25 protein-coding genes are annotated in these 25,508 nt (G+C 40.7%); 10 read left to right on the forward strand and 15 right to left on the reverse strand.

Annotation, left to right across the window (positions count from 1 at the left end; translation table 11 throughout):
• The first annotated feature begins 72 nt into the window (after positions 1-72).
• The 7 genes from hemB (at position 73) to IL356_RS03245 (ending at position 7,323) form a co-directional block, all read left to right on the forward strand.
• Complete coding sequence (gene hemB, locus IL356_RS03215) at positions 73-1,062, forward strand: porphobilinogen synthase (protein ID WP_121847235.1); 990 nt, start codon at positions 73-75, stop codon at positions 1,060-1,062.
• A 28-nt stretch (positions 1,063-1,090) separates the two neighbouring features.
• Entirely contained in the window at positions 1,091-2,398 is a 1,308-nt protein-coding gene (locus tag IL356_RS03220) for a serine hydrolase domain-containing protein (RefSeq protein ID WP_121847234.1), read from the forward strand.
• Between the two features lie 51 nt (positions 2,399-2,449).
• Complete coding sequence (locus IL356_RS03225) at positions 2,450-3,571, forward strand: CNNM domain-containing protein (RefSeq protein WP_121847233.1); 1,122 nt, start codon at positions 2,450-2,452, stop codon at positions 3,569-3,571.
• A 1-nt stretch (position 3,572) separates the two neighbouring features.
• Positions 3,573-4,046, forward strand: a complete 474-nt coding sequence (locus tag IL356_RS03230; RefSeq protein ID WP_121847232.1) for a methylated-DNA--[protein]-cysteine S-methyltransferase — start codon at positions 3,573-3,575, stop codon at positions 4,044-4,046.
• Between the two features lie 245 nt (positions 4,047-4,291).
• Positions 4,292-6,112 (forward strand): DUF4153 domain-containing protein, encoded by a 1,821-nt coding sequence (locus IL356_RS03235; protein WP_121847231.1) that lies wholly within the window; start codon positions 4,292-4,294, stop codon positions 6,110-6,112.
• On the forward strand, positions 6,096-6,809 hold the full coding sequence (locus IL356_RS03240) for a 3'-5' exonuclease (protein ID WP_121847230.1): 714 nt from the start codon (positions 6,096-6,098) through the stop codon (positions 6,807-6,809). The genes IL356_RS03235 and IL356_RS03240 overlap by 17 nt, the downstream gene beginning before the upstream one ends.
• Positions 6,810-6,852: 43 nt before the next feature.
• Positions 6,853-7,323 (forward strand): FKBP-type peptidyl-prolyl cis-trans isomerase, encoded by a 471-nt coding sequence (locus IL356_RS03245; RefSeq protein ID WP_121847229.1) that lies wholly within the window; start codon positions 6,853-6,855, stop codon positions 7,321-7,323.
• An 8-nt stretch (positions 7,324-7,331) separates the two neighbouring features.
• Here IL356_RS03245 and IL356_RS03250 read toward each other — a convergent pair whose 3' ends face one another.
• Entirely contained in the window at positions 7,332-8,306 is a 975-nt protein-coding gene (locus IL356_RS03250) for an endonuclease/exonuclease/phosphatase family protein (protein WP_121847228.1), read from the reverse strand.
• 77 nt (positions 8,307-8,383) lie between these two features.
• On the opposite strand from IL356_RS03250, the gene hflX reads away from it, so the two are divergent.
• Positions 8,384-9,595 (forward strand): GTPase HflX, encoded by a 1,212-nt coding sequence (gene hflX / locus IL356_RS03255; RefSeq protein ID WP_121847227.1) that lies wholly within the window; start codon positions 8,384-8,386, stop codon positions 9,593-9,595.
• Positions 9,596-10,149: 554 nt separating this feature from the next.
• Here the strand turns inward: hflX and IL356_RS03260 are convergent.
• The 10 genes from IL356_RS03260 to IL356_RS03305 all read right to left on the reverse strand — a co-directional run bounded on the left by IL356_RS03260 (position 10,150) and on the right by IL356_RS03305 (position 18,559).
• Entirely contained in the window at positions 10,150-11,082 is a 933-nt protein-coding gene (locus IL356_RS03260) for a DUF3078 domain-containing protein (RefSeq protein WP_121847226.1), read from the reverse strand.
• 79 nt (positions 11,083-11,161) lie between these two features.
• Positions 11,162-11,677 carry a DUF2480 family protein gene (locus IL356_RS03265; RefSeq protein WP_121847225.1) on the reverse strand — a complete coding sequence of 172 codons (516 nt, stop codon included), beginning with the start codon at positions 11,675-11,677 and terminating at the stop codon, positions 11,162-11,164.
• Positions 11,678-11,690: 13 nt separating this feature from the next.
• Positions 11,691-12,023: a DUF59 domain-containing protein gene (locus tag IL356_RS03270; protein ID WP_121847224.1), complete on the reverse strand. Its 333-nt coding sequence runs from the start codon at positions 12,021-12,023 to the stop codon at positions 11,691-11,693.
• Positions 12,024-12,054: 31 nt separating this feature from the next.
• Entirely contained in the window at positions 12,055-12,477 is a 423-nt protein-coding gene (locus tag IL356_RS03275) for a SufE family protein (protein WP_121847223.1), read from the reverse strand.
• Positions 12,478-12,550: 73 nt separating this feature from the next.
• Positions 12,551-13,765: an aminotransferase class V-fold PLP-dependent enzyme gene (locus tag IL356_RS03280; protein ID WP_121847222.1), complete on the reverse strand. Its 1,215-nt coding sequence runs from the start codon at positions 13,763-13,765 to the stop codon at positions 12,551-12,553.
• A gap of 81 nt (positions 13,766-13,846) precedes the next feature.
• Positions 13,847-14,446 carry an outer membrane protein gene (locus IL356_RS03285; RefSeq protein ID WP_121847221.1) on the reverse strand — a complete coding sequence of 200 codons (600 nt, stop codon included), beginning with the start codon at positions 14,444-14,446 and terminating at the stop codon, positions 13,847-13,849.
• Between the two features lie 137 nt (positions 14,447-14,583).
• Positions 14,584-15,900, reverse strand: a complete 1,317-nt coding sequence (gene sufD / locus IL356_RS03290; protein WP_121847220.1) for a Fe-S cluster assembly protein SufD — start codon at positions 15,898-15,900, stop codon at positions 14,584-14,586.
• Between the two features lie 53 nt (positions 15,901-15,953).
• Entirely contained in the window at positions 15,954-16,706 is a 753-nt protein-coding gene (gene sufC, locus IL356_RS03295) for a Fe-S cluster assembly ATPase SufC (protein ID WP_121847219.1), read from the reverse strand.
• 68 nt (positions 16,707-16,774) lie between these two features.
• On the reverse strand, positions 16,775-18,220 hold the full coding sequence (sufB, locus tag IL356_RS03300; RefSeq protein ID WP_121847218.1) for a Fe-S cluster assembly protein SufB: 1,446 nt from the start codon (positions 18,218-18,220) through the stop codon (positions 16,775-16,777).
• Between the two features lie 9 nt (positions 18,221-18,229).
• Entirely contained in the window at positions 18,230-18,559 is a 330-nt protein-coding gene (locus tag IL356_RS03305; protein WP_121847217.1) for a HesB/IscA family protein, read from the reverse strand.
• A gap of 216 nt (positions 18,560-18,775) precedes the next feature.
• On the opposite strand from IL356_RS03305, the gene IL356_RS03310 reads away from it, so the two are divergent.
• Positions 18,776-19,729 (forward strand): glycosyltransferase family 90 protein, encoded by a 954-nt coding sequence (locus IL356_RS03310; RefSeq protein ID WP_225621373.1) that lies wholly within the window; start codon positions 18,776-18,778, stop codon positions 19,727-19,729.
• Between the two features lie 3 nt (positions 19,730-19,732).
• Here the strand turns inward: IL356_RS03310 and IL356_RS03315 are convergent, their stop codons facing one another.
• Genes IL356_RS03315 through IL356_RS03330 form a run of 4 tightly spaced genes read right to left on the reverse strand, consistent with a single transcriptional unit; the run spans position 19,733 to position 24,229 of the window.
• Positions 19,733-20,824: a cytochrome-c peroxidase gene (locus IL356_RS03315; RefSeq protein ID WP_317125489.1), complete on the reverse strand. Its 1,092-nt coding sequence runs from the start codon at positions 20,822-20,824 to the stop codon at positions 19,733-19,735.
• Positions 20,817-21,605 carry an MbnP family protein gene (locus IL356_RS03320; RefSeq protein ID WP_121847216.1) on the reverse strand — a complete coding sequence of 263 codons (789 nt, stop codon included), beginning with the start codon at positions 21,603-21,605 and terminating at the stop codon, positions 20,817-20,819. Before IL356_RS03320 ends, IL356_RS03315 begins: the two co-directional genes overlap by 8 nt.
• 10 nt (positions 21,606-21,615) lie before the next feature.
• Positions 21,616-22,971: a hypothetical protein gene (locus IL356_RS03325; protein ID WP_121847215.1), complete on the reverse strand. Its 1,356-nt coding sequence runs from the start codon at positions 22,969-22,971 to the stop codon at positions 21,616-21,618.
• A gap of 31 nt (positions 22,972-23,002) precedes the next feature.
• Positions 23,003-24,229 (reverse strand): choice-of-anchor B family protein, encoded by a 1,227-nt coding sequence (locus IL356_RS03330; RefSeq protein WP_121847214.1) that lies wholly within the window; start codon positions 24,227-24,229, stop codon positions 23,003-23,005.
• Positions 24,230-24,365: 136 nt separating this feature from the next.
• Here IL356_RS03330 and thiL point away from each other — a divergent pair, with 136 nt between their 5' ends.
• The gene (gene thiL / locus IL356_RS03335) at positions 24,366-25,424 is read left to right on the forward strand and encodes a thiamine-phosphate kinase (protein ID WP_121847213.1); all 1,059 of its coding nucleotides are present in this window, start codon (positions 24,366-24,368) and stop codon (positions 25,422-25,424) included.
• Positions 25,425-25,508: the final 84 nt, after the last annotated feature.

Consider the following 25,508-nt stretch of genomic DNA (forward strand, 5'->3'; position numbering starts at 1 on the left):
TAAAACTTTGATATTACCGACAGTCAGGGTAATTTTCGAATCCTAAAAATAGCTTTTTTAAAATACCAATATATGTACCCACTTCGAAGAAATCGCAGATTAAGAGTATCGGAAAGCATGCGTCATTTAGTGCGCGAAACCGTTTTGTCTCCCAATGACTTTTTGGTGCCCCTTTTTGTGGTTGAAGGTAAAAACATAAAGGAAGAAATAGCTTCGATGCCCGATTATTATCGTTTGAGCTTAGATAACTTGGCAATAGAAGTGAAGGAATTATGGGGAATGGGGTTAAAGTCCGTTTTACTTTTCGTAAAAGTGGCCGATGATTTAAAAGATAATAAAGGAACAGAAGCCTTGAATCCCAACGGGCTTATGCAAAGAGCCATTAAAACCGTAAAAGATGTATGCCCTGAAATGTTGGTAATGACCGATGTAGCTTTAGACCCCTTTTCATCTTTCGGACATGATGGAATTATTGAAAACGGCAGAGTTTTGAATGACAAAACTTCTGAGGTTTTAGCTGAAATGAGCGTCTCCCACGCCGAAGCCGGTGCCGATGTGGTGGCCCCGAGCGATATGATGGATGGTCGTATTTTGACTATTCGAGAGGCTCTTGAAGACGAGGGCTTTTATAATACGGCCATTATGAGTTACAGCGCTAAATATGCAAGTGCCTTTTACGGTCCTTTTAGGGATGCGCTTGACTCGGCTCCCGTTGATATTCAAGATATTCCGAAGGATAAAAAGACTTATCAAATGGATTATGCCAATCGGTACGAAGCCATTAAGGAAACCGAAATGGATATTGATGAGGGGGCAGATATTGTTATGGTCAAACCAGGGCTTTGTTATCTAGATATCGTAAGGGAAATTCGAAACGACGTTGATGTTCCTGTAGCTGTTTACCAAGTTTCTGGTGAGTACGCCATGCTAAAGGCCGCTGCAGAAAAAGGGTGGCTAGACCATGATGCCGTTATGTTAGAACAACTCTATGCCATCAAAAGAGCCGGTGCCAATATTATCGCCTCGTATTTTGCCAAAGATGCGGTGAAACTGCTAAGCTAAACCTTTATACCAACCCAACCATCCACCAATGAAAAAAAATATACTACTCGGAATAATACTTGTGTTCTATAGCGTTACTGGTCTTTCCCAGAATAGTGACGTATTAAGTTATGGCACTCCTGAAGAAGTGGGGCTCGATTCTGAACTGATTCACCAACGGGTGGATTCTATTATCACAAACGGAATCGAACAAGAGGCTTTTCCTGGGGCACAGGTGTTAGTCGCCAAAAACGGTAAAATCATTTTTCACGAAGCATATGGTTACCATACTTACAACAAAAACCAGCCCGTCAAAACCAATGATATTTATGACCTAGCTTCGGTTACCAAGATTACGGCGGCATTACCGGCCGTCATGAAATTGGTAGATGAAGGAAAATTAGAACTTGACAAGCCCTTTAGTGATTATTGGACCCGTTGGAAAAAAGAGGACAACAAGAAAGACATAACCCTAAGAGAAATTTTATCACATCAAGCGGGTCTAGTACCCTATATCATTTTCTTGAACGAAGTGATAGATGACAAGGGCGGTATCAAGTCTAAATACATCCACCAGAACTCCAACAAAAGATTCTCCAATCAAGTTTATGATGACATTTTCATCAAAAACAACTTCAATAAAAAGATGTATCGTCTAATAGACAAATCTGAGGTGTCCACCGATAAAAAATATGTCTATTCCGGGTTGACCTTTCTCATTTTCCCAGAACTTATACAGCAAATCACCGACAGCTCATATGATTATTATCTAGAGAAAAACTTCTATTTACCACTAAATACCCCTACAATGGGCTTTACACCCAAAAAGAAAGGTTTCTCAAATGCCATTGTGCCCACGGAAGTTGACACCCTGTTTCGCCACACCCTCACCCAAGGTTGGGTACATGACGAAAATGCCTCACTCTTGGGCGGTGTATCGGGTAATGCCGGCCTTTTTGCCAAGGCTACCGATTTGGCCAAACTCATGCAGATGTACATGCAATACGGTGTTTATGATGGAAAAAGGTACTTTTCGGAAGCAACCGTGAAGGAATTCATCAAAGTGCAATATCCTGAAAATGATAACCGAAGAGGACTTGGTTTTGACAAGCCTCTGCTCAATAACTCCGAATTAAGTCTAGATGATGCTTATCCGGCCCCTGAAGTAGACAAAAGCAGTTTTGGTCACTCGGGCTTCACCGGAACGTTCGTTTGGGCCGACCCAGAAAACCAATTGGTATATATTTTTCTAAGCAATCGAGTAAATCCTTCAAGAGACCATCGAAACCTGTACAGTTTAAACATTCGCTCGGCGGTTCAACAAGTATTCTATCAAGCCACTCTATCAACCGATTAAGAGCATAAGGTTACATAAATATTGGTATCTTCGTCGGCAAACAATCTAACTATGGGTCTGCTGATATTCTACGCGCTAATATCCATTTTTTTCTCGTTTCTCTGCTCGGTACTCGAAGCGGTTCTATTAAGTATAACCCCTACGTTCATCAACGTTAAAAAGAAAGAGGGCAAGGCTTATGCATTAGAGCTTGAGCAGTTAAAGCAAGATGTTGATAAGCCTCTAATTGCCATTCTTACACTCAACACCGTGGCCCATACCGTGGGTGCGATCTTGGTAGGTGTTCAGGCGAAAGCAGCCTATGCCCAAATGTATGGCAGCGCCCAAAGAACTGTTTTTGGTGTACCATTTACCGAAGATTTAATGGTAGGGGTGGTTTCTACCCTCATGACTATTTTGATTTTGGTGGCTTCTGAGATTATTCCGAAAACTATCGGCGCTACCTACTGGAAGTCGCTCGCCAATTTTACCTCAAAGACCTTGAGAATAATGGTTCTGGCTCTAAAATACACTGGGTTGTTATGGTTATTACAGCTTTTCACCCGATTGGTGGGCGGTAAAGGGCACGAAGGCAGCGTATTGAGTCGAGAAGATTTTACGGCCATGACCGACATTGCGCAAGAAGAGGGCGTATTTGAGAAATCTGAATCGACTATCATAAAGAACTTACTTCGCTTTGATGAAGTCTTTGTCAAAGATATTATGACACCACGGGCCGTTATGAAAATTGCTTCCGAAAAGAAAACGATTCGAGAGTTTTTTGAGGATAACCCGAAAATGAGGTTTTCGAGAATACCCGTTTACGGGGAAAAAATGGACCATATTGATGGTTTTGTTCTTAAGGACAATATTCTGGAAGAAATGGTCAACGAAAATGGCGACATTCCTCTTTCGGAAATAAAAAGGGAAATACTTGTTACCGAGAGAAGAACGCCTATACCCAAACTATTCGAGACCTTGATTGCCAAAAGAGAACACATTGCACTCGTAGTCGATGAATATGGTTCGGTAAGCGGTCTGGTCACTATGGAAGATGTTATAGAGACTCTTTTAGGTCTTGAAATTATGGACGAAAGTGATAACGTGGCCGATTTGCAAGATTTGGCGCGAAAAAACTGGGAAAACAGGGCACAGCGTGCCGGAATTCTAGAGAGTAAGCTCAATAAAAAATAACGTGGATACGGCCTACATAGCAACTCCTTTAGGGCCTGCGAAACTAGAAGGTGACGGAAACGGAATTTCTTCAATAACGGTGCTTGATGAAGAGGTTTCTCCTACAGGTATCTTGCCCGACTCTTTGAAGGAGGCCGCCAATCAGCTAAATGAATATTTTAATGGTGACCGCTATCAATTCAGCCTACTTTTGAACCCCAAAGGAACAGATTTTCAAAAGAAAGTGTGGAATGCATTGGTCGAAATCCCTTTTGGAAAAACGGTATCCTATCTCGATCTTTCAAAAGAACTTGGTGATGTAAAAGCGATTAGGGCCGTTGCCTCCGCCAACGGAAAAAACCCATTGTGGATTGTCGTTCCTTGCCACCGGGTTATTGGCAGCGATGGTTCATTGACCGGTTACGCCGGGGGTCTACATCGAAAAAAGTGGCTTTTAGAGCATGAGAGCCCGGTTAAACAACAAAGTCTGTTTTAAAATTTACAGACTGTACGGTCTTTTTCTTGAATAATCCTTCCCCCAGAATGACAATAATGCCTATTCGCAGATAGAAACTATCCGTTCATAGAGGTTATAAAAAATCTATTTTGCTTGATACCAACCGATGAGTCGGTTTTCACCTATATCATAGTGTTTATCGACACTTGACAGAAATCACTATTTTCAGGGATTAAAATAGCTCCGTTTAAGTATACATTTGTTTGAATGTTAATACCACTTTCATGCAACTACCATCCATCAAAGAGATAACCGACAAGGCCCAGAATGCTTTTAAGCGATTTCCGGTTACGCTTACTTGGGCCATTATTGGCAGCTTTTACATCATGTATCTTATAGATTTCGATAGTGGTAATAAACTAGAGGAAAAACTCGATATCATATTGACCCTAATTTTAGGTATATGCTGGCATATCGGAAGCCAATTTTTTATAGAACAGCAAAGGCAACCTAATAAATGGCTTTGGCTTAAGGGGCTAATCATTGTGCTGCTCTTTTTGTTCTACTGGCATTTGCCCGGTACCAAAGACCTAGACAACAACCCTGTATATTCCATCCGCTTTTTTTTATACTTCATTGGCGGTCATCTTTTTGTGCTGTTTGCCCCCTTCATAAAATTCTGGAACAAAACCGCTTTTTGGAACTACCTCAAATCAGTTGGGCTGGCAATTGTACGCAGCGCTCTTTTCTCTGGAGTGCTCTACCTAGGCCTTGTACTTGCCTTATTGGCAATAGATGCGCTTTTCGAGGCCAATATTAAAGGTGAGAGGTACGGTCAACTGTTCGTTTTCTGTTTGGGCGTTGTGAACACATGGATCTATTTATCAGATTTCCCTAAACAGGTACGCCATCAAAGAGAAATATACTTTGAGAGAGCGTTAGAGGTTTTTGTCAAATTCATATTAATACCATTGGTCATTTTGTATGTGGTTATTCTGTACGCATACGGCGGCAAAATATTATTACAATGGCAGTTACCAAAAGGGTGGGTTTCCTACTTGGTTACGGCTTTGGCACTATTGGGCTTTTTAGTACAAGTGATTATCAACCCCATTCAGAAAAATGCAAAGGCATGGACCATTCGAAACTTTTACCCTTGGTTTTATTACGCCCTTCTGCCATTGATTGTATTACTTTTTGTAGCCATTTTTAGAAGAGTGGCGGACTATGGAATTACCGAAAACCGGTATTTCGTTCTCGTCATTGCTTTTTGGATTTTGGGCATGGCGCTTTACCTACTCATCAGCAGAAACAACAAATTAATCGTACTACCGCTGTCTTTATTCGGGTTGGCCATACTATCATCTTTCGGCCCTTGGAGTGCCTTCTACGTTTCGAAAACGAGCCAAACCAACCAATTCAAAAAAGTTTATGACCAAGTCAGTTTAAACGGAAAAATGGCGACGGCCGATGAATTTGATCAGTTGACCTCTATCATCGACTATCTCGAAAAACGAAATGCCATTTCTGAATTGGATGAAATTACAGGAATCGCAATGAAAGAAGCGATGCAAGACACCGTTCACAGCAGATGGAAAAAATATACCTATGTAGACACCCGCGCCGTTATGGACTCCCTAGACATTACGGTGGACCCTGATTCAAATAAAAGTCCGTCGAGCTATGGTGTCCATTATTCTTTGTACCAGAACCAAGAGCAACTTCAACTGCATGATATTTCAGAATTTTCTTATTTTTCAGAGATTCATTTTGGCGATTACCTCCATAAACAGCTTTTGACGGAAAGGTTTGAGCTAGATTATCAAACCGAAGACCATTCTTTAAAACTTCTGAACAAGAAGAACGACAGTAGTATGGTAGAGTTTAAGCTAAGTGATTTTCTAAAGGATATAGGCAAAAACGGTACAGATTTAAGCGGTATGCCCATTGAAAAAAGGAGCTTATTTTTAGAAAACGAAGAATTAAAAGCAAAAGTGATTTTTACCAATTTATCCTATACTGTTTTTCCAAAAGACTCATTAAATATTCATAATGCTTCTGCTTATCTGCTCATAAAAACGAACGAAAATGCTCAACAAGATTAGTTTAGAACATATTCTCTTTTTAGATATTGAAACCGTTCCGGAATATGAAGACTATTCATCTATAACCGATGATAAGAAAGAGCTATGGGAACAAAAATCTCAATACCAACGAAAAGAGGATTTTACGGCTGAAGAATTCTACGAGCGTGCGGGTATATGGGCAGAGTTCGGAAAAATCATTTGTATCTCGGTAGGATATTTTCATCTTAAGGGCGAAAACCGAACCTTTCGCACTACTACATTTCACGGTGAGGAAGCAGCGCTTCTAAAAGAATTCAAGAATTTATTGAATGGCCATTTTAGCGCCTCGAAATACCTTTTGTGTGGCCACAATGCCAAGGAGTTTGATTTTCCTTACATCGCCCGTAGAATGATTATTCATCGAATTGAACTTCCGTATAAGCTGAATCTTTTTGGCAAAAAACCATGGGAGGTTCCGCACCTCGACACTATGGAGTTATGGAAATTTGGAGACTACAAACATTTTACATCCTTAAAACTACTAGCCCATATACTAGGTATTCCCTCACCAAAACAAGATATCGACGGTAGTATGGTTCGACAGGTGTATTACGAAGAAAAAGATATCGACCGAATTATTAATTACTGTGAATTGGATGTAGTGACCACTGCACAGGTGTTCTTACGGCTTAGGGGCGATGATTTATTAGAGGAAAGTGAAATCAAAAAAGTATAGCCGATTTAGCTTCTTTTCTATATTTTTACGGCCAAACAGAATCATGAAATACCTACTACTCCCCCTTTTGTTCTTAAGTCTAGCCTCGTGTTTAGATGACAACTCTTCAAACCCTGCACCCGAACCTATTGATTACAGGGCTCAAAACGAAGAAGATATCAAACTTTATATTGAAGAAAACGAGTTGACCGCGCAAAGAAGTGAAACCGGCCTTTATTATATCATTGAAGAACCGGGTGATGGCAACCAGCCTACCGCAACGTCAGATGTTACGGTAGCTTACAAGGGTTATTTTTTGAATGGTTCGGTATTTGACGAAAGTGGCGAAGAAGGGGCAACCTTTAACCTACAGCAAGTGATCCCGGGTTGGACGGAAGGTATTGCCTATTTCAAAGAAGGTGGTAGCGGCATGTTATTGGTACCCTCGCATCTCGCTTATGGCAGCTACGATTATTTGGGAATTCCAGGAGGCTCGGTATTGATTTTTGATGTGAATTTGATCAGTACCAATTAAGGCCTAAACTAAGAATTGTACTTCAACTGAATGTACACCGGAAAATGGTCGCTATACCCACCTAAATACTTGCGCCCAACATAGGTTCGAAAAGGTGAACCCTTGTATTTTCCCTTAAACTCTTTCAAGAAATGCTTGTCGAATATATTGGCATGCGCAAAACTATGGGTGCCCTTTTCATAATTTAAAAAAGTATGGGATACGATTATTTGATCAAAAAGCATCCATGAAAGTCGGTAGCTCGCACTGCCTCGGGTCGGGGTAATCAATTTTTCCATCGGATTATAGAGACCCTTGGTCTCCGTCAAAAACTTCACACTTTCTGACTGCGGGTCATCGTTAAAATCACCCATAACTATATAATTAGGGTTCGCTTCAGAAGTTTCGATACCCATCATAAAGTCATTGATGGTTTTGGCAGCCGTTATCCTTTTATGGGCGGTTTTTGAATCTCCATCCCTTCGGGAAGGCCAATGGTTGACAAAAATGTGAACGGTTTCATTTTTCAACTTTCCCTTTACATAAAGAATATCACGGGTTGTGTCCCTAATGCCGTTCTCTTCAAAGACCAGTACCTGAATAGGTTCTGAAAATTCAACTTCAAAGTGCTTCCGATCATATATAAGCGCACAATCTATACCTCTTTCATCTGGCGAATTAAAATGTACATAGCTATAATCAAAATTCCTTAGCGGCCCGCTGGCCAACAAATCCTTTACAACATGATGGTTTTCGACCTCCGAAACACCTACTAGGGTCGGGGGTAAATCAGTTTCGTAATGCCCCAGTTTGGCAATGGTCTTAGATAATTTGTTCAGTTTCTTTTTATATCGTTTATGAGTCCACTTTTTAAAACCTTTCGGTGTGAAGTCATCATCTAAGGTTCGAATATCATCAGCGGTATCGAACAAATTCTCCAGATTATAGAAGGCAATGGTGTATAAGTGTTTGTTTTTCGGTCTTTTCGTCAATGAAAAATTCATAGTACTACCTTATTGGTCTATTAAAATAACGAAAATAGGTCGGCAAGTATTTTTTAAATTTGCATTTTGCAACATGTATGATAGAAAAGAATACCATTGAACATGAAAAGGCCGTTTTGATCGGGGTAATCAACCGTGAGCAAAACGAAGAAAAAGTAACCGAGTTCTTAGATGAGCTAGAATTTCTGACCTACACGGCCGGTGGAGAAGTTGTTAAGAGATTTGTACAGCGAGTAGACGTGCCCAACCCCAAAACACTTATTGGTAGTGGTAAAATGGAAGAGGTCGAGTCGTTCGTAAAAGAAAATAAGGTAGGGTCGGTCATCTTTGATGACGAGCTGACACCGGCACAGCAACGTAATATCGAAAAGCAACTTCGCTGTAAAATTGTAGATCGAACCAGTCTCATTCTGGACATCTTTGCGCAAAGGGCCCAAACCAGTTATGCTCGAACTCAGGTAGAACTCGCACAATATGAGTATTTATTGCCAAGACTTACAGGTTTATGGACGCACTTAGAGAGACAACGCGGGGGTATCGGTATGCGCGGACCTGGAGAAACTGAAATTGAAACGGATAGGCGAATTGTTAGGGATCGCATCACATTGCTCAAAAAGAAGCTTGAAAAAATAGACAAGCAAATGGAAACGCAGCGCGGCAATAGAGGTGCCTTGGTTCGTGTTGCTTTGGTCGGTTACACCAATGTAGGTAAGTCGACGCTAATGAACGTTATAAGCAAGAGTGAAGTCTTTGCAGAAAACAAGTTATTCGCCACCTTGGACACTACCGTGAGAAAGGTAGTCATAGGCAATCTACCGTTTCTTTTAAGTGATACCGTCGGTTTTATTCGCAAACTGCCTACCCAATTGGTAGAAAGCTTTAAAAGCACACTTGATGAGGTTAGAGAAGCAGACTTGCTTTTACACGTTGTGGATATCTCTCACCCTCAATTTGAAGAACACATTGAATCGGTCAATCAAATTTTAGATGAAATTGATAGTGCCGATAAAAATACCATTATGGTCTTCAACAAAATCGACCAATACAAACATGCCGAAATCGATGAAGACGACCTAGTTACGGAAAGAACTGAAAGACACTTTACCATTGAAGAATGGAAAAGAACGTGGATGCAACGTGTCGGCGATAAGGCACTCTTTATTTCCGCCCTAAACAAAGAAAACCTTGACGAGTTCAGAAAGAGGGTTTACAATGAAGTGAGGGACATTCATGTAACCAGGTTTCCTTATAACAATTTCTTGTATCCTGAGAATTTAGACGAGTATTAGTCTGGTTAAAGTTCGATGTTTGAGGTCGTTCATCGATCAAACAAAGCAGGTGGTATTTTTCACAACACAACTACCTAGCTACACAACAATAATTTAGAAAACAGGTAAGACAGCCGTAGTTTTACATTGTAATTAAGTGATAGAGCAACCCCAAATCGCACCTTGAACTTAACCTAGATTATGAAGTAACGAATCCCAAATCGGAACTTAAACTACCTACTCATACCTACAATAAAATCACCCTCTTTTAGAGGGTTTTTTTATGTCTCAATTTTACATTTCGTTTCATGAAAAACAGTTTATTGTATCCGTTCATCGAAAAAATGAACGCTTTAACGTATTTCACCACAGGATAAGAGCTGTTCGCAACAAAACTTTCTAAAAGAAAAGCACTAATGGTAAATTCGTAATGTATTTGAAATTTAGTGTTACGTCCCAAATTAAAACACTTGACCTAGGTTTGATTTTTTATTGACTGTACCAAATTACCGACCCTACTTAACAAAAAATGCCGCAACCAATGGTTGCGGCATTTCTTTTTGTATCGCGTTATCTTAGAACGAATAGTTAAGACCTAACAGGTAATAACTCTGTAAGTCGTTGTCAATATTCTCAAATGTAGGGGTTGGGGTCGGTAGGGGCTCAACTGACAATGCATTGGCCAAAGCCTCTTGCTTGTTGCCTCTTAATCCGAATTCAAAACCTACACCAATATTTTTCCAAAGGGTATAACCAAATGAGTTGATCCAGGTCCAATTAGACAGGTCACCATCCTTATAACTTTGAAAAGTAGAGAAGTTGGTCTTAAAGCTAATGGCACCTAACTGTTTTGTATAGTCGACTACGATTTTGGCACCAGCAGAAGATTCGTAAGCGGTATCATTATCGGCAAACACAAAGTTATAGTTCAACGGATGAATAACCACTACCATGTCTTTAATCGGCGTCCAAGTAGCACCAACACCAAGGTCAAGGTAACCAGGGTCGTTAAAATTATTGATGATTGAGGTACGGTATTCGCCCAAAGCCGAGATGGCAAATTTTGAGTTCAGTTTATAACCGTACAGTGATGTGATCGTAAATACATCGGTAGTACCAGTAAAGCCTTCTTCATCGGTCGGATCATCTTTATCGTCGATTTTTACCCATTGTAGGTTAACTACCCCTGAGTTTCTCCAGAAGAATTTTTCCTTATCCAAATTGGCAAAACCGTTAACGGTAACACCGATATTACCTGATGAGTTGTTAGGCACACCTTGCGAATACCAGTTATTGAATTTTGAAAGATTGGCACCAATGGTACCGAAAGCTCCCGTCTTCCAACCAGGAAAAGCATCGATTTTAGACTGTAGGGCATTGACCCTACCCTGAATAGCTTTGATGGAGTCTTTCTTGACCGCTTGCTCGGCCTTCAACTCATCGATTGTTTGCGCAAAACCCGCCGAAAAAGCCAGAATTGCGATACAAGAAATTACTAATCTCTTCATAATGTTAATGTTAGTGAATACGTGTTTATTAACAACAAAGTTAACGATGCCAACATTTAATAAACAAGTTTATCAACGATTATTTTCTCTTGAACAGAGGTACTGAAGAGCAAGCCTCACCGTACATGAGGGACTTTACGATAGGCTGTAAGCGCTGGGTTATCAACAAGTAAGCGTTTGGAGGAACAGGCTTTCTGCTACAGCCCTTAACGATAACCAATTGGTCTTTAAAAGTACTCAGATCTAAATTTTCTATAACCGATTCGTAGAGAGAGGTCTCCAGTAATTCTAAATCGCCCTGAACGACTTTTTTCGCAAAGGGAGCCAGTTTGGCCGCCAAAAGCATAAAGGCCCAACCGGGCACAATGGCATCGGTCGAACAGTGTACCGCTACAAAAGCATCTTGGTATTGAGACCAATCATGAGACTCGATAGCAGCTCTAAAATCTTTTTCCCTAAGGATAATTCCCTCGAAAAGCCAATCAGAAATATCCAATGCTATTCGCGTACCTTTCGGGTAATAATCCTCTAGGTCGAATGTAATCAACTTACTCTGGGCGACCCTGTTTAAAATAGGTTCAGCGTTATCGGACATTTGATTCAATTTTCTATAGTAGGCCTAATTCTAATTTGGCTTCCTCGCTCATAAGGTCCTGAGTCCATGGTGGGTCAAAGGTAATTTCAACCTCGGCATCCTTAACCAAATCTAAAGACTTGATTTTCTCCTCGACCTCTACAGGCAAAGATTCCGCCACAGGGCAATTGGGTGAGGTTAAGGTCATAAGAATACGAACCTCATTATCTTCGTTGACCAGAACATCATAAATAAGTCCTAGTTCATATATATCAACAGGTATCTCGGGATCATAGATGGTTTTAAGAACCTTCACTATTTTTTCACCTAATTCACCTGTGTCTACTGTAGTTATTTCTTCGCTCATTTTTAACTTTTTTAGAAACTAGAAATGCCTTCTAATTCAATTGAGTTTGATAGGCCACCGCATACAATTTCAGCTGCTTGATCATACTTACCAGACCATTGGCCCTTGTAGGCGAGAGATGCTCCTTTAGACCAATTTCATCAATAAACTCCGTATCCGCATCAATAATGTCTTGCGGCTTCTGGTTGCTAAAAGCCCTGATTAAAATAGCAATTATACCTTTTGTTATAATTGCATCACTATCGGCCGTAAAAACTAGCTTATCTTCTTCTAGTTCAGCATGTACCCATACTTTGCTCTGACAACCTTTTATAATATTATCCTCTGTTTTGTATTTCTCGTCAATCAACGGAAGCGACTTGCCCAGTTCGATCATATATTCATATCGCTGCATCCAGTCATCGAACATAGAAAACTCGTCAACTATCTCTTCTTGAATCTCTTTAATATCCATTCAATGAATTTTATGTAAAAATACGATAAGTATCAATGCCTATCAATTCTTTGGCACAAAGATGAATATTGGCCTATAAAAGCATGTTTTTTGCCCGTTTGACACCTTCGACCAAAATATCGACCTCTTCCTTCGTATTGTAAAAACTAAAGCTTGCCCTTACAGTGCCCGGTATTTTATAAAAATCCATAATGGGCTGGGCGCAGTGATGCCCCGTTCTTACAGCAATACCCAGTTTGTCAAGAATTGTTCCGATGTCATAGGGATGGACTCCTTCAATATTAAAAGAGATGACCGACGTCTTTTCTTGAGCGGTACCGTAAATCTTTAAGCCTTCAATCTCGAGCAATTTATTGGTAGCGTAATCAAGAAGTTCATGCTCATAGGCCTCCATCTCACTAAAACCAATAGAATTCAAATAATCCAAAGCCGCACCAAAAGCAATACCACCACAGATGTTGGGCGTACCAGCCTCAAACTTATGTGGCAAATCGGCATAGGTCGTTTTTTCAAAGGTAACTTCGGCAATCATTTCACCGCCACCTTGATAAGGTGGTAACTTATTCAACCATTCTTCCTTACCATAAAGTACACCCACCCCGGTAGGACCACACATCTTATGTGCCGACACCGTGTAAAAATCAACATTTAATGCCTGTACGTCAGCTTTGATATGCGGTGCCGCCTGAGCACCGTCGATTAGCACAGCAGCACCAACTTTATGAGCCTCATCGATAATAGTAGCTATCGGATTGATGGTACCCAAAGCATTCGAAACGTGATTGCAGAAAACCAGTTTAGTATTGCTACTCAACAGATTTCTATATTCATTCATCATGAGCTCTCCCTGTTCGTTCATTGGAATCACCTTAAGAATCGCTCCCGTTCTTTCTGCCAGCATCTGCCAAGGCACAATATTACTGTGGTGCTCCATCGCAGAAACCAAAATTTCATCTCCTTTTTGAAGCAATGATGAAAAACCGTTGGCCACCAAATTAATACCGTGGGTCGTACCCGACGTAAAGATGATTTCTTTTGCCTTCGAGGCGTTGAAATGCCTTTGAATCTTTTGTCTCGCCTGTTCGTATTTGTCCGTTGCTTCCTGCGATAAAAAATGCACTCCGCGATGAATGTTCGCATTGTAGGAAGAGTAGTAATCCACAATCACCTCGATTACCTGCTGTGGCGTTTGGGAAGTAGCCGCATTATCAAGATAAACCAATGGTTTTCCGTTGACTTCTCTACTTAATATGGGGAAATCCTTACGGATTTTTTGCGCATTTAACATAGCATTCTTATTGAACTGCAAAGATATTGGTTTCAGAAGGAAATACAGCTTCAAACACTTCTTTTGAGCCTGGCAAATGATTCAGAACCTGAACCCAATACCGGCCTTAAAAACATTTAAACTTTTACCTCTAGTCTCGTATCGGTAGACATTGTTTTCATAATCTGCTTCTGCCAACCATTTTTGACGATGATTGAGGTAGTCGTATTGAATTTTTACAAAGAACCTATTAGTCAAATCATAACTCAACCCCAGATTAGCATTAAAAGCACCCCAGCTGTCCGATTCGTTATATCCTGAATCAACTATCTTACGGTCGTATTCATCTAAAAGAACGGAATAACCAACACCAACGCTCGGTTTTAACCTGCTTATTCCTGGCAAGTTTAATTCACCAAAAACAGTTGGCTGAAGCAACAAACGTTTCCATTTGTTATCGAATTCCAAATTGTCATCAAAATAAAAGTGCTGGCGGTCGGCAAAAAAAGAACCGTTTAAGCCTGCACCGAGCTGAATAATACCAAGATTCACAAATCTGTATTTGACACCTAAGTCGATAACCCCGTTTAATCCGTCTTCGTCTATGATTGGATAATTGGCCTCTACACTCCATTTTTTATCTTGGGCACAAAGACCGATCGAAGCAAAAAATAGGGCGCAAAAAAGTAATTTTGAATTCATCTGAAATGTTTTAGGTTGAAATTGTTTTCGACCAAATTAGATGAATTCAGATGTAGGAAAATCTAACGACTTGTTAATACATAGCCAACAAACTGCCAAAAAATATCGGCAATTCACAAAAAACTTAAAGTGGATTTTTAGAGGTCAAACCCTAGGTTAACTCCTAATTTCTTAGCAATCAACTTATTGATTCGCGCCTTCACCTCAGGTATACGAACACTGGCCAGAACGTTATTGGCAAAAGCATACATCAATAATGCTCGGGCTTCTTTCTTAGGAATTCCTCGCGATTGAAGATAGAAAAGGGCATCTTCGTCTAGTTGACCAATAGTACAGCCGTGCGAACACTTCACGTCATCAGCAAAGATTTCTAATTGAGGCTTGGTGTTTATAGTTGCCTTATCGCTTACCAAAAGGTTATTGTTCTGCTGAAAGGCATTGGTTTTTTGGGCAATCTTATCTACTATAATCTTACCGTTAAAAACACCCGTCGCGTTTTCACCATAAATACCTTTATAATCTTGGTGGCTCTCACAATTCGGCTCAATATGGTGCACTAACGTATGATGGTCGACATGTTGTTTGTTACCCAAAATGGTCACACCCTTCATAGTAGAGTCGACATGCTGACCGTTCTGATAGAAGTTAAGATTGTTTCGAGTCAATTTGCCCCCAAACGAAAAGGTGTGCACGCTAACGGCACTCTTACTTTTCTGATCTATATAGGTATTGTCGATCAGTGATGCATTTTCGGCATCATTTTGAATCTTATAGTAATCGACAATAGCGTTATCGGCAGCGAAAATTTCGGTAACACTGTTCGTCAAGACCTCGTTTGAAGTCAAGCTCTGATGACGCTCGATTACCTGTAATTCAGCGTTTTCTTCGGCAATAATCAAATTTCTTGGTTGCAATAGCAAAGAAGCCTCGTTACCCGTTGAGAAGTGGATAATTTCCACCGGCTTTTTAGGCATCTTGTTCTTAGGAATGTAGATATAGGCTCCTTCTCTACTAAACGCCGTATTCAGGGTAGTTAACGACTCATCTTTCGATGCAATTTTGTTGAAATATACATCAATTACAGGGCGGTACATGGGCTTGGTTAGCGCCGAGCTCATCAAACAGATGTCGACCCCATCGTGCGTAGTTTCGGAAAGATAAGAAGAGTAAATACCATCAATGAAAACAATCTTATAAGAATCTATCTCATGCAAGAAATACTTCTTAACCTCTTTATACTCGAGGGCATTCTCCTCTTTAGGAAAAATGCTAAAATCAATCTTTTGAAGACTGTTTAACGAAGTGTATTTCCAAGCTTCCTCCTTTTTACTGGGAAAACCTTTCAATTCAAAATTTTTCATTGCCTCTGTACGAAGATCGTGCACGGGGTGCTCAATATCTACGTTACTCTCAAAGGCCATGAAAGATGATATCAGTTTATCTTTTAAATCCATAGTGTAATGTAATTGCAATAATGGCTTCACTACTGAGCGAAACCTGAGGCGGTTTAGACTACTGCTTCATTCTTCAACCAATCGTATCCTTTTTCCTCTAGCTCTAACGCCAATTCTTTTCCACCAGATTTTACAATCTTACCATTGTGCAATACATGCACAAAATCAGGTACGATATATTCCAAAAGTCTTTGGTAGTGGGTAATTACGATGACGGCATTGTCTTTACTCTTCAATTTATTCACCCCATTGGCAACGATACGAAGAGCGTCGATATCCAAACCGGAATCTGTCTCATCTAAAATGGCCAATTTAGGCTCAAGCATGGCCATCTGAAAAATTTCGTTTCGCTTCTTTTCACCTCCTGAAAAACCTTCGTTCAAAGAGCGGGAAAGAAATCTTCGGTCAATATCAAGAAGCTCAGATTTTTCTCTGATCAGCTTCAACATTTTGTTTGCTGGCATTTCCTCTAGACCGCGTGCTTTTCTAGACTCATTGATAGCAGTCTTAATGAAGTTGGTAACGGAAACCCCAGGAATTTCTACCGGATATTGGAAAGAAAGGAAAACCCCTTTATGAGCTCTTTCCTCAGGGGAAACCTCATCTAAATCCTCACCGTTCAACTCTACCGAACCTTTGGTTACCTCAAATTCTTCTTTACCGGCAATAACCGCAGAAAGTGTACTCTTTCCGGAGCCATTGGGGCCCATAATTGCGTGAACCTCGCCAGCATTTACCTCAAGGTTAATGCCTTTTAATATTTCTTTATCCTCAATACCGGCATGTAAATCTGTAATCTTTAACATAAATTCTCTTCTTAACTTCTAAGATTAAAGGCCTTTCGCCTCCTTAAAGTATTTTTTGATTGTATCGCTTATCCTACCGAGCCCTCTAAACTTATTTCCAAAAGTTTTTGCGCTTCAACTGCAAACTCCATTGGCAACTTGTTCAACACCTCTTTGCTAAAACCGTTAACAATCAGCGCTATCGCCTTTTCGGTATCAATACCCCTTTGGTTGCAATAGAATATTTGGTCTTCACCAATTTTACTGGTTGTCGCCTCATGTTCGATTTGAGCGGTCTTGTTTTTTGCCTCGATATAGGGGAAAGTGTGCGCGCCGCATTCATTACCCATTAAAAGGGAGTCGCACTGTGAAAAGTTACGGGCATTTTCTGCGCGACTGTTCACTTGTACCAAGCCTCGATAACTGTTCTGTGATTTTCCGGCAGAGATACCCTTGGAAATAATGGTACTACGAGTGTTCTTACCCAAATGAATCATTTTGGTACCCGTATCGGCCTGCTGAAAATTATTGGTTACGGCGATGGAATAGAATTCGCCAATAGAATTATCGCCTTTTAGAATACAGGAAGGATATTTCCAAGTAACGGCAGAACCAGTCTCTACCTGCGTCCAAGAAATTTTGGCGTTTTTCTCGCACAAACCTCTTTTGGTAACGAAATTATAAACACCTCCTTTTCCTTCTTTATCACCGGGAAACCAGTTTTGTACCGTAGAGTATTTTATTTCTGCGTCATCCAGAGCAATCAACTCTACAACGGCAGCATGTAACTGATTCTCATCACGAGATGGCGCCGTACACCCTTCTAGATAACTCACATAACTACCTTCATCGGCAATAACAAGCGTACGTTCGAACTGACCTGTACCTGCTTGGTTGATCCTGAAATAAGTAGAAAGCTCCATAGGGCATTTTACACCTTTCGGTATATAACAGAACGACCCATCTGAAAAAACAGCGGAATTTAATGCTGCGTAAAAGTTATCTCTTTTCGGAACTACAGAACCGATGTATTTTTTAACCAGCTCCGGATGTTCTTTTATCGCTTCGGATATTGAACAGAAAATAATTCCCTTTTCTGCCAAGGTCTTTTTAAAAGTAGTGGCTACCGACACGGAGTCCATAACAATATCTACCGCTACGCCAGCCAATTTCTTCTGTTCATCAACAGAAATACCCAGTTTTTTAAAGGTTTCCAATAATTCAGGATCCACCTCATCCAAACTATTGTATTTGGGTTTTTTATTAGGAGCCGAGTAGTATGAAATAGATTGGAAATCGGGTTTCTTATAATGTACGTTCGCCCACTCCGGCTCTTCCATTTCCTTCCAATATTTGAAGGCCTCTAAACGCCAAAGGGTCATCCACTCCGGCTCTTCCTTCTTCTTGGAGATAGCGATAATAATATCCTCGTTCAGACCAACGGGCAGCGTGTCAGATTCTATATCGGTATAAAACCCGTACTCATACTCTTTGGTCTCGAGCTCTTTTTTTAACTCTTCCTCAGTATATGCCATAGTTTCTTTTTACAATGAAAAACTCTCTCCGCAACCGCAGGTTCGCTGTGCGTTCGGGTTGTTGAAAACAAACCCCTTTCCGTTAAGTCCACCGGAATACTCCAGAGTCGTACCAACTAGATAAAGAAAGCTTTTTTTATCTACAATGATGCGTACGTTGTTATCTTCAAAAACCTTATCGGTATCGCCGACTTTATTATCAAAATCTAATTCATAGGAAAGTCCGCTACAACCGCCACTCTTAACACCCACACGCACATAATCTTTAGAAGAGTCAAACCCTCCTTCAGACATTAGGTCAATAACCTTTTTTCTGGCTGATTCAGATACCTGTATCATTGCATTTTACTTTATTCTAAATAGTTCACAAATATACGTCATTAGTAGGGTTTTACCATAAGAACTAACATTATTATAACGAATGCCCCGATAGCCCATTTCTATAGAACCCCTCACAAATCATATGCCTATTCAAAGTGCGCTTCGGAAAGACACGGATTCATTAACTTTGGGTGCATCAGTTAAATTTTACAACCTGGCCAAGGGTCTCTGAATATGGATTTCGACGATATCAATGCCTTTTATTATGCCAAAAATTTCGGAAAGAACGCTCTCCCGAAATTTTATTTTAGGCATCGTTACCGTCAATTAATGAACTTTAAGAAAACTTGTGACCCCACCTATTTGAATTACAGGGTCGACTACTACCTAAAACACAATCAACCTTTTGAGCTACCCCAAAACTCTGTCGCCGTAAAAGACTTCAAGCGCACAAAGGGAACAGGCTACTATCTAGACCTAAAAGAGTTCTTGCATTACTTTTCGCCGCACGTTCGCTTTGCTTACCATTTTGGAGATGAAACACACATCAACCCTCAGCCGACCCTTTTTAAAGCACGACCGCTTTATGTGGATAATGCCAACTCTGTTTTGTTCAAACTAAACAAAAGAAGGCATTTTAAATGGGTCAAAGATGCCCTTGGATTTGAGGACAAAAAGAAAAAAGTAGTTTGGCGTGGCAGGGCCCATCAAAAGCAACGTAGAGATTTTGTGGAGAAGTTTTGGAACCACCCATCATTTGATGTTGGCTTAATCACACCCAAACAAAACGACTTACCATTGCATCGCGGGTTTATGGATATTAACGCTCAACTAGAACATCAATTCATTGCCTGCATCGAAGGTTATGATGTGGCCACGAACCTAAAATGGGCCATGAGCAGCAATTCGCTTTGCATCATGCCAAAACCGACTTGTGAGACCTGGTTCATGGAAGGAACATTAAAGGCTAGGGTACATTATGTAGAAGTGGAGGCCGATTTCTCGGATATGGAGGAAAAAATGGAGTATTATTCAAAGAATCCTAGTCAGGCCAAGGAGATTATCAAGAACGCACATGAACATATTGCATCTTTCAAAAACAAAAAGATGGAGGACCTTATCTGCTTTTTGGTGTTGGAGAAATATGCTCAGCTTTCTGGGCAAGAGAATTATCTTCGTTTTCAATAGTTACTATCGAAAACTTGGGTCATTCACAAAGTCTTCGTCGGACAATGTCAATAAAAAAGCCTTCAAATTAGCCTTGTCTTTATCTGTCAATCTAACGCCGCCATCAGCTACTTTTTTCATAAGCGGGTCAATGGTAGCAGAATTTTGCAATCCTTCACTGTAGTGATCTATAACCTCTTCTAAGGTAGAGAAGCGTCCGTCGTGCATATACGGTGCTGTGAAAGCCAAATTTCGTAAAGATGGAGTCTTGAACTTACCATTGTCAGCTGGGTCTCCGGTAATTTTACCCAGACCCAAATCTGCAAAAGAACTGTCCAAACCATTGTTATGAAAAATATTATCCGTCCATAACGGATTATTAGGATTTCCGTGGCAATGAAAACAGTCGCCCCGAGTCTCATCAAGAAAAACAGCTAACCCGTTTTGCTCTTCATCGGTCAATTCAACTTCATTTGCCAAGTATTTGTCAAACTTTGAACTTCCGGAAATAAGTGTTCTTTCAAACTGGGCAATCGCTTTTGCCACTTTTAAACTATCGATACCTTCTTCAGCAAAAGCGGCAAAAAATAAATCGGGATATTCGCTATCTGACTCAAGGTCGCTCACTACTTTTTCCCAAGTATTCGCCATTTCAGAACTATCGGGAACGGGATGAAAAACTTGGTTTTCCAAACTGCTGGCCGAACCATCCCAAAAAAATAGCTCATCGAAATTCCAAGCCAAATTGAACAGCGGCATAGCATTTCTGCTACCTAAAGCACCATTCACACCTTCGCTCAATACATTGGTATCTGTAAACGCAGAATGGGGCATATGGCAGTCAGCGCAGGATATGGAATGGTCTACAGATAACACGGGATCAAAGAACAATTTCTTACCCAATACAATCCCCTCTTCTGTCAACGGGTTCGAAATAGGAATAACAGGATCAATAATCGAACTTTTAAAAAAAGCAGGGATATTCAACTCTACCGGTGTAGGTTGGTATGTTTCATCATCCAATACACTAGTTGGCTCATCATTAGAACAGGCAGCCAATAGCAAAACCCATACGACGAACCTAAACTCTCTTATGAAGCCTTGAATTTTAATCACTTTTCAGCTTAAAAACATCTTTCCCGTTTTCATACATCATTACCTGTGCATCAAAATTGGGCATTAGCATCGAATGCAAATCATTTAAGTTCCATTCATTAGGGTTCTTGAACCATTCGGCAATATTCATATCAATTTGTAACTCCGAAGATTTATCAATGGTGACCCGACCTAAGCTCACCTTAAAAAAAGTGTCTTCAAAAACTGGATTGTCGCTAGAATTGTCAACGGCACGTATGGCGTGAAATTGATAACCTGTCTCCGTTTGTGTAGAATCAAGAAACTTACCTTCCAATTGCATGTAATGATAACCACCGCCCATCATTTCTGGTACATTCCAAAGGGCGGTATTTAAATCGGCATAGACACCACTCCGATTGTCATCATTGTCAAAGCCAAAAGTAAACCTTAGGTTTTTGTAGGTGCCTATGGGAATACTATCCGCGGAACGATACATAAGGCTCGAATCGTCTTGTAAATCGATTAGATGATAATCTTCAATTGTTATGACCTCTCCTTCTTCGTTCTCAAGGCTTACGTTACTTATCAAGTACCTTAACAGTTCAATGCTCATTTCTTCTTGATGGGCATTTGTGTATTTTAAACTATTGAAATCATCTTTTGACACCTGCTGAGCATCCCAACTATGTGAAAATCTAAGTTTGAGAGAGGTTGTTTCTGGATTACGGTCTATTTCTTGATCAGTGCTACAACCGGAAATAACCACAATACAGACAGCACCTATCCATAGAAAAAGTTTACTCACAATTTTATATAACATTCAGTATATTTTAAAATGAAAACGCTAACAAAAATACATCTGTAAAGCCTTTATTCTGATTTACATCAAAATCATCGCTTGCTGATTCTCCGACAGCAAACACTTTTTCGCCGTTAAGTTCAATAACTGCAGCTGCCAAATCAATTTGAGAACCTCCTACACTTCGCTGCCAGACTATGATACCTTCATCATTAATTTTTAAAACCCAAGCATCGTTCTGACCTTGGTTACTTTGTAAATCACCATCACCAGAACGTGAGTTGCCGGCTATCAAATACCCTCCGTCAGATGTCGCTACTACAGATGAGGCGGCATCAAAACCACTACCTCCGTACGTCCGCTCCCAAACCAATTCGCCCGCACCATCTATCTTAACGACCCAAATATCAGCCGCCCCTTTATTGGTACTTACATCTTGGTCGTTGCTACGCGTATCTCCCACAATTAAAAAATTACCATCGGCCGTGGGAACAATAGCCTTTGCCTCGTCTATTTCGCTTCCGCCAAAATTCTTTTCCCAAAGTAGTTCTCCTACATCGGTTATGCGAACTACCCAGAAATCGTAAGTGCCCTTGTTATCTGAAATGTCTACATCAAAACTATCGGATGAACCCACAATCAAATACCCACCTTTATTCAGTTCTACTACGTCATAGGCCGTGTCGGTAAATGTGCCTCCATAATATTGACTCCATTCAATATCACCACTAGAATTTATCTTAACGGCCCAATAATCTCCACCTGCGTGATTTCTTGCTGTTTGATTGCCCTGCCCCTCGGATGCCGTTACATCAAGAACGCCCACTAGAAGGTAACCTTGGTCTTTAGTCTCTATCAACGAGATGCCCTCATCCCTGCCTTTGTAACCAAAGCTTTTCTGCCAAAGCAAATTTCCATTAGAATCGGTTTTAGCCAACCAATAATCAAGAGAGCCTCCATTTTCGGAGACATCTCCGTTCGAACTTTCACTGAAGCCCAATAAAGCAAAACCGCCATCGGCGGTTTGAACCAAATCGCTACCGCGATCATTTTCAGAACCCCCGTAACTTTTTGTCCATTCTAAGCTAGATTGAGCATCAAATTTCATTAACCAAAAATCAAAATCTTCGGCATCTTTATCTGATACATCACCATCATTACTTTGGGTATGCCCCAAAATCGCAAACCCCCTGTCAGTAGTCTTTACGAGAGCCTTTCCGCTATCATTCAAACTTCCACCAAAGGTTGCTGTTTCCACTTGAATTTCCGCTGGTTCCGGTAACGGACTGGGTTTGTCGTCATCGTTCTTTGAACAGGCACCAACCAAAACACTCAATACTGTAACGAACAATCGCCTTTTGACCGAACCAAAAATGTAGTCTACCATCCTCATTAAAACATCCCCCTTGCGTAAAATATCAATTACTTTTTTGGATGACAAACAACCCTGAGCTCATATCGCTTACCAAGACTTTACCACTTTGAAAATAAGGGTAGTTGCTCCACACCCCATCAAATGCAGCATTATCATTATTCGGGTAGGTGTCAAAATAACCAGACTCTACCAAGTTTTGATTTTCAATATTCGTTATATCCAGAACTCTCAAGCCTGCGGTGTAGTTTGAGAGAAAATATTCATTCCCGTTGACATAGCCATTATGATCGATGGCATCGGTCGGCCCTAAATAAGTGTCATATAATTCAGGATTATCTAAATCATTGAAATCAAAAATCAAGGTTCTTGATTTAAAGCCCAAATTCTGTTCGTCTAGCTCATCGCCTAAAATAAAGAATCGCTGATCATCGGTAAACCAACCTTGGTGCGTATAAGCTATGTTCGGGTATAATACCGTACTAATTTCAAAAGATGCATTTTTGTCGGTCACATCAACTATTACCACTTGTGATTCATTAGCGCCAATAAAAATTTCCCTCCCCTGATAATCGACATCAGGCCCTGAATAGGTCACCACTTGTGCGTCATGTGAATATCCGTTATCGGCATAACCGCCAACTCCTTTGGGGTTCTTGGGCTCTGAAATATCAATAAAATGGGCACCCCCAGCATATTCATCATTTCGAGCCGTACCCACAGCATAGGCCATACCCGTTTCTTCATTGATAACGACATTATGCGCATTACCAAAGCCGGTATAAAGTACATCCGCTTCAAATACCTTCGGTTGCTCAGATGCTTCACGAAGATTCGTAAGGTCAAATACCTGCATGCCATGCCCCGCAGCCTCAGAAACGATAAAGGCATGGTTTTGATATACCTTGATATCACGCCATAGGCTCGGTTCTGTAGCGGTGGGCAGTTTACCAACGTAGACCAAGTTCTCAGTGTCTGAAATATCAATGAAGGCCGTACCGTTATCCAAACCCAATAGCGCATATTCTTTACCCGTGTCGGGGTCTTCCCAACCCCAAATGTCATTGGCCGATTGTGCACTAAAAAAAGATAATGACTTCGTCGCTAGTAAATCATAGCCATTGCATGGGTATTGACCTGCCATACCGTTTGAACAGGGTTCGTAATTCATAGGTACATCCGCCGTAGGCTCATTATTGTCATCTGAAGAACAACCCGACCCCAAGAGGCCTAGGGTAGATATAAGCATAAAACACCTTGCCCAATTTTTCATAAACCGTTCATTTTTATATAAATATATTATTTAACGCCCTATTGTTTTAGCTCTTCTTGCTATTTGTTGCCATACTAAATGAAAGCAATAATCATTCCCCTTTATCAATACCATAATTTACCCTTATTTTTGCCACATGCTAGAAGACAAAGAACAAAAAAGGACATCTCTTGAGCGGTTGGGTGAATTCGGCCTAATTGAACATTTGACACAGAATTTTGAGCTCAACCATGCATCAAGCATCAAGGGTATTGGTGATGATGCCGCAGTGCTCGATAGTACTGAATACAAAACGGTTTTAACTACTGATTTATTGGTTGAAGGTGTTCATTTCGACCTCAGCTACATGCCACTAAAACACTTGGGTTATAAAGCCGTTATGGTGAACCTTTCAGATGTTTACGCCATGAATGCAAAGGCGACACAGATTACGGTTTCACTGGCCGTATCAAATCGGTTTCCCCTAGAAGCTTTGGAGGAGCTTTACGACGGAATCGCCCTTGCCTGTAAAATGTACAATGTTGATTTGATAGGAGGTGATACCACTTCATCGCAAAAAGGAATGTTAATTAGCGTTACCGCTTTGGGGCAAGTTAACGAAGAGCAAATTTCTTACCGCAATGGGGCCCGGCCAAACGACCTTTTGGTCGTGAGCGGAGATTTGGGCGGAGCTTACATGGGGCTGCAAGTTCTGGAGCGTGAAAAAGAGGTCTACAAAGTAAACCCGAACAGCCAACCCGACCTTTCACCCTACTCATACATTGTTGAACGTCAATTAAAACCTGAGGCAAGAAAAGATATTGTTGAATTGTTGGCCAAACTTGAAGTGAAACCAACTTCAATGATCGATATAAGCGATGGCCTTTCTTCAGAAATAATGCACTTGAGTAAAAGTAGTGGGGTAGGGTGCAATCTTTTTGAAGATAAAATTCCCTTAGACCCAACCGTTATTTCGGCCTGCGAAGAATTCAAAATGGATAGCACGTTGGTCGCTTTAAGCGGAGGTGAGGATTATGAGCTATTGTTCACGGTAAAACAAGAAGACTACGAAAAGATCAAAGGCAACCCAAACCTTACGGTTATCGGCTATATGACGGAGGCCAATGAAGGGACTCATTTAGTTACAAGGGGTAATCATAAAATACCGCTGACCGCACAGGGCTGGAACTCGTTCTCTAATTCTGAGGAGGAATAACTATAAAAAAAGAATTCCCGAAAAAGGCAAACCTAACATACTGTTGTGGGGCGAACGACAGTGGAGAACGAGGTTGCTACTATT

The sequence above is a fragment of the Euzebyella marina genome (assembly GCF_014855515.1).
Classification (GTDB): domain Bacteria; phylum Bacteroidota; class Bacteroidia; order Flavobacteriales; family Flavobacteriaceae; genus Euzebyella; species Euzebyella marina.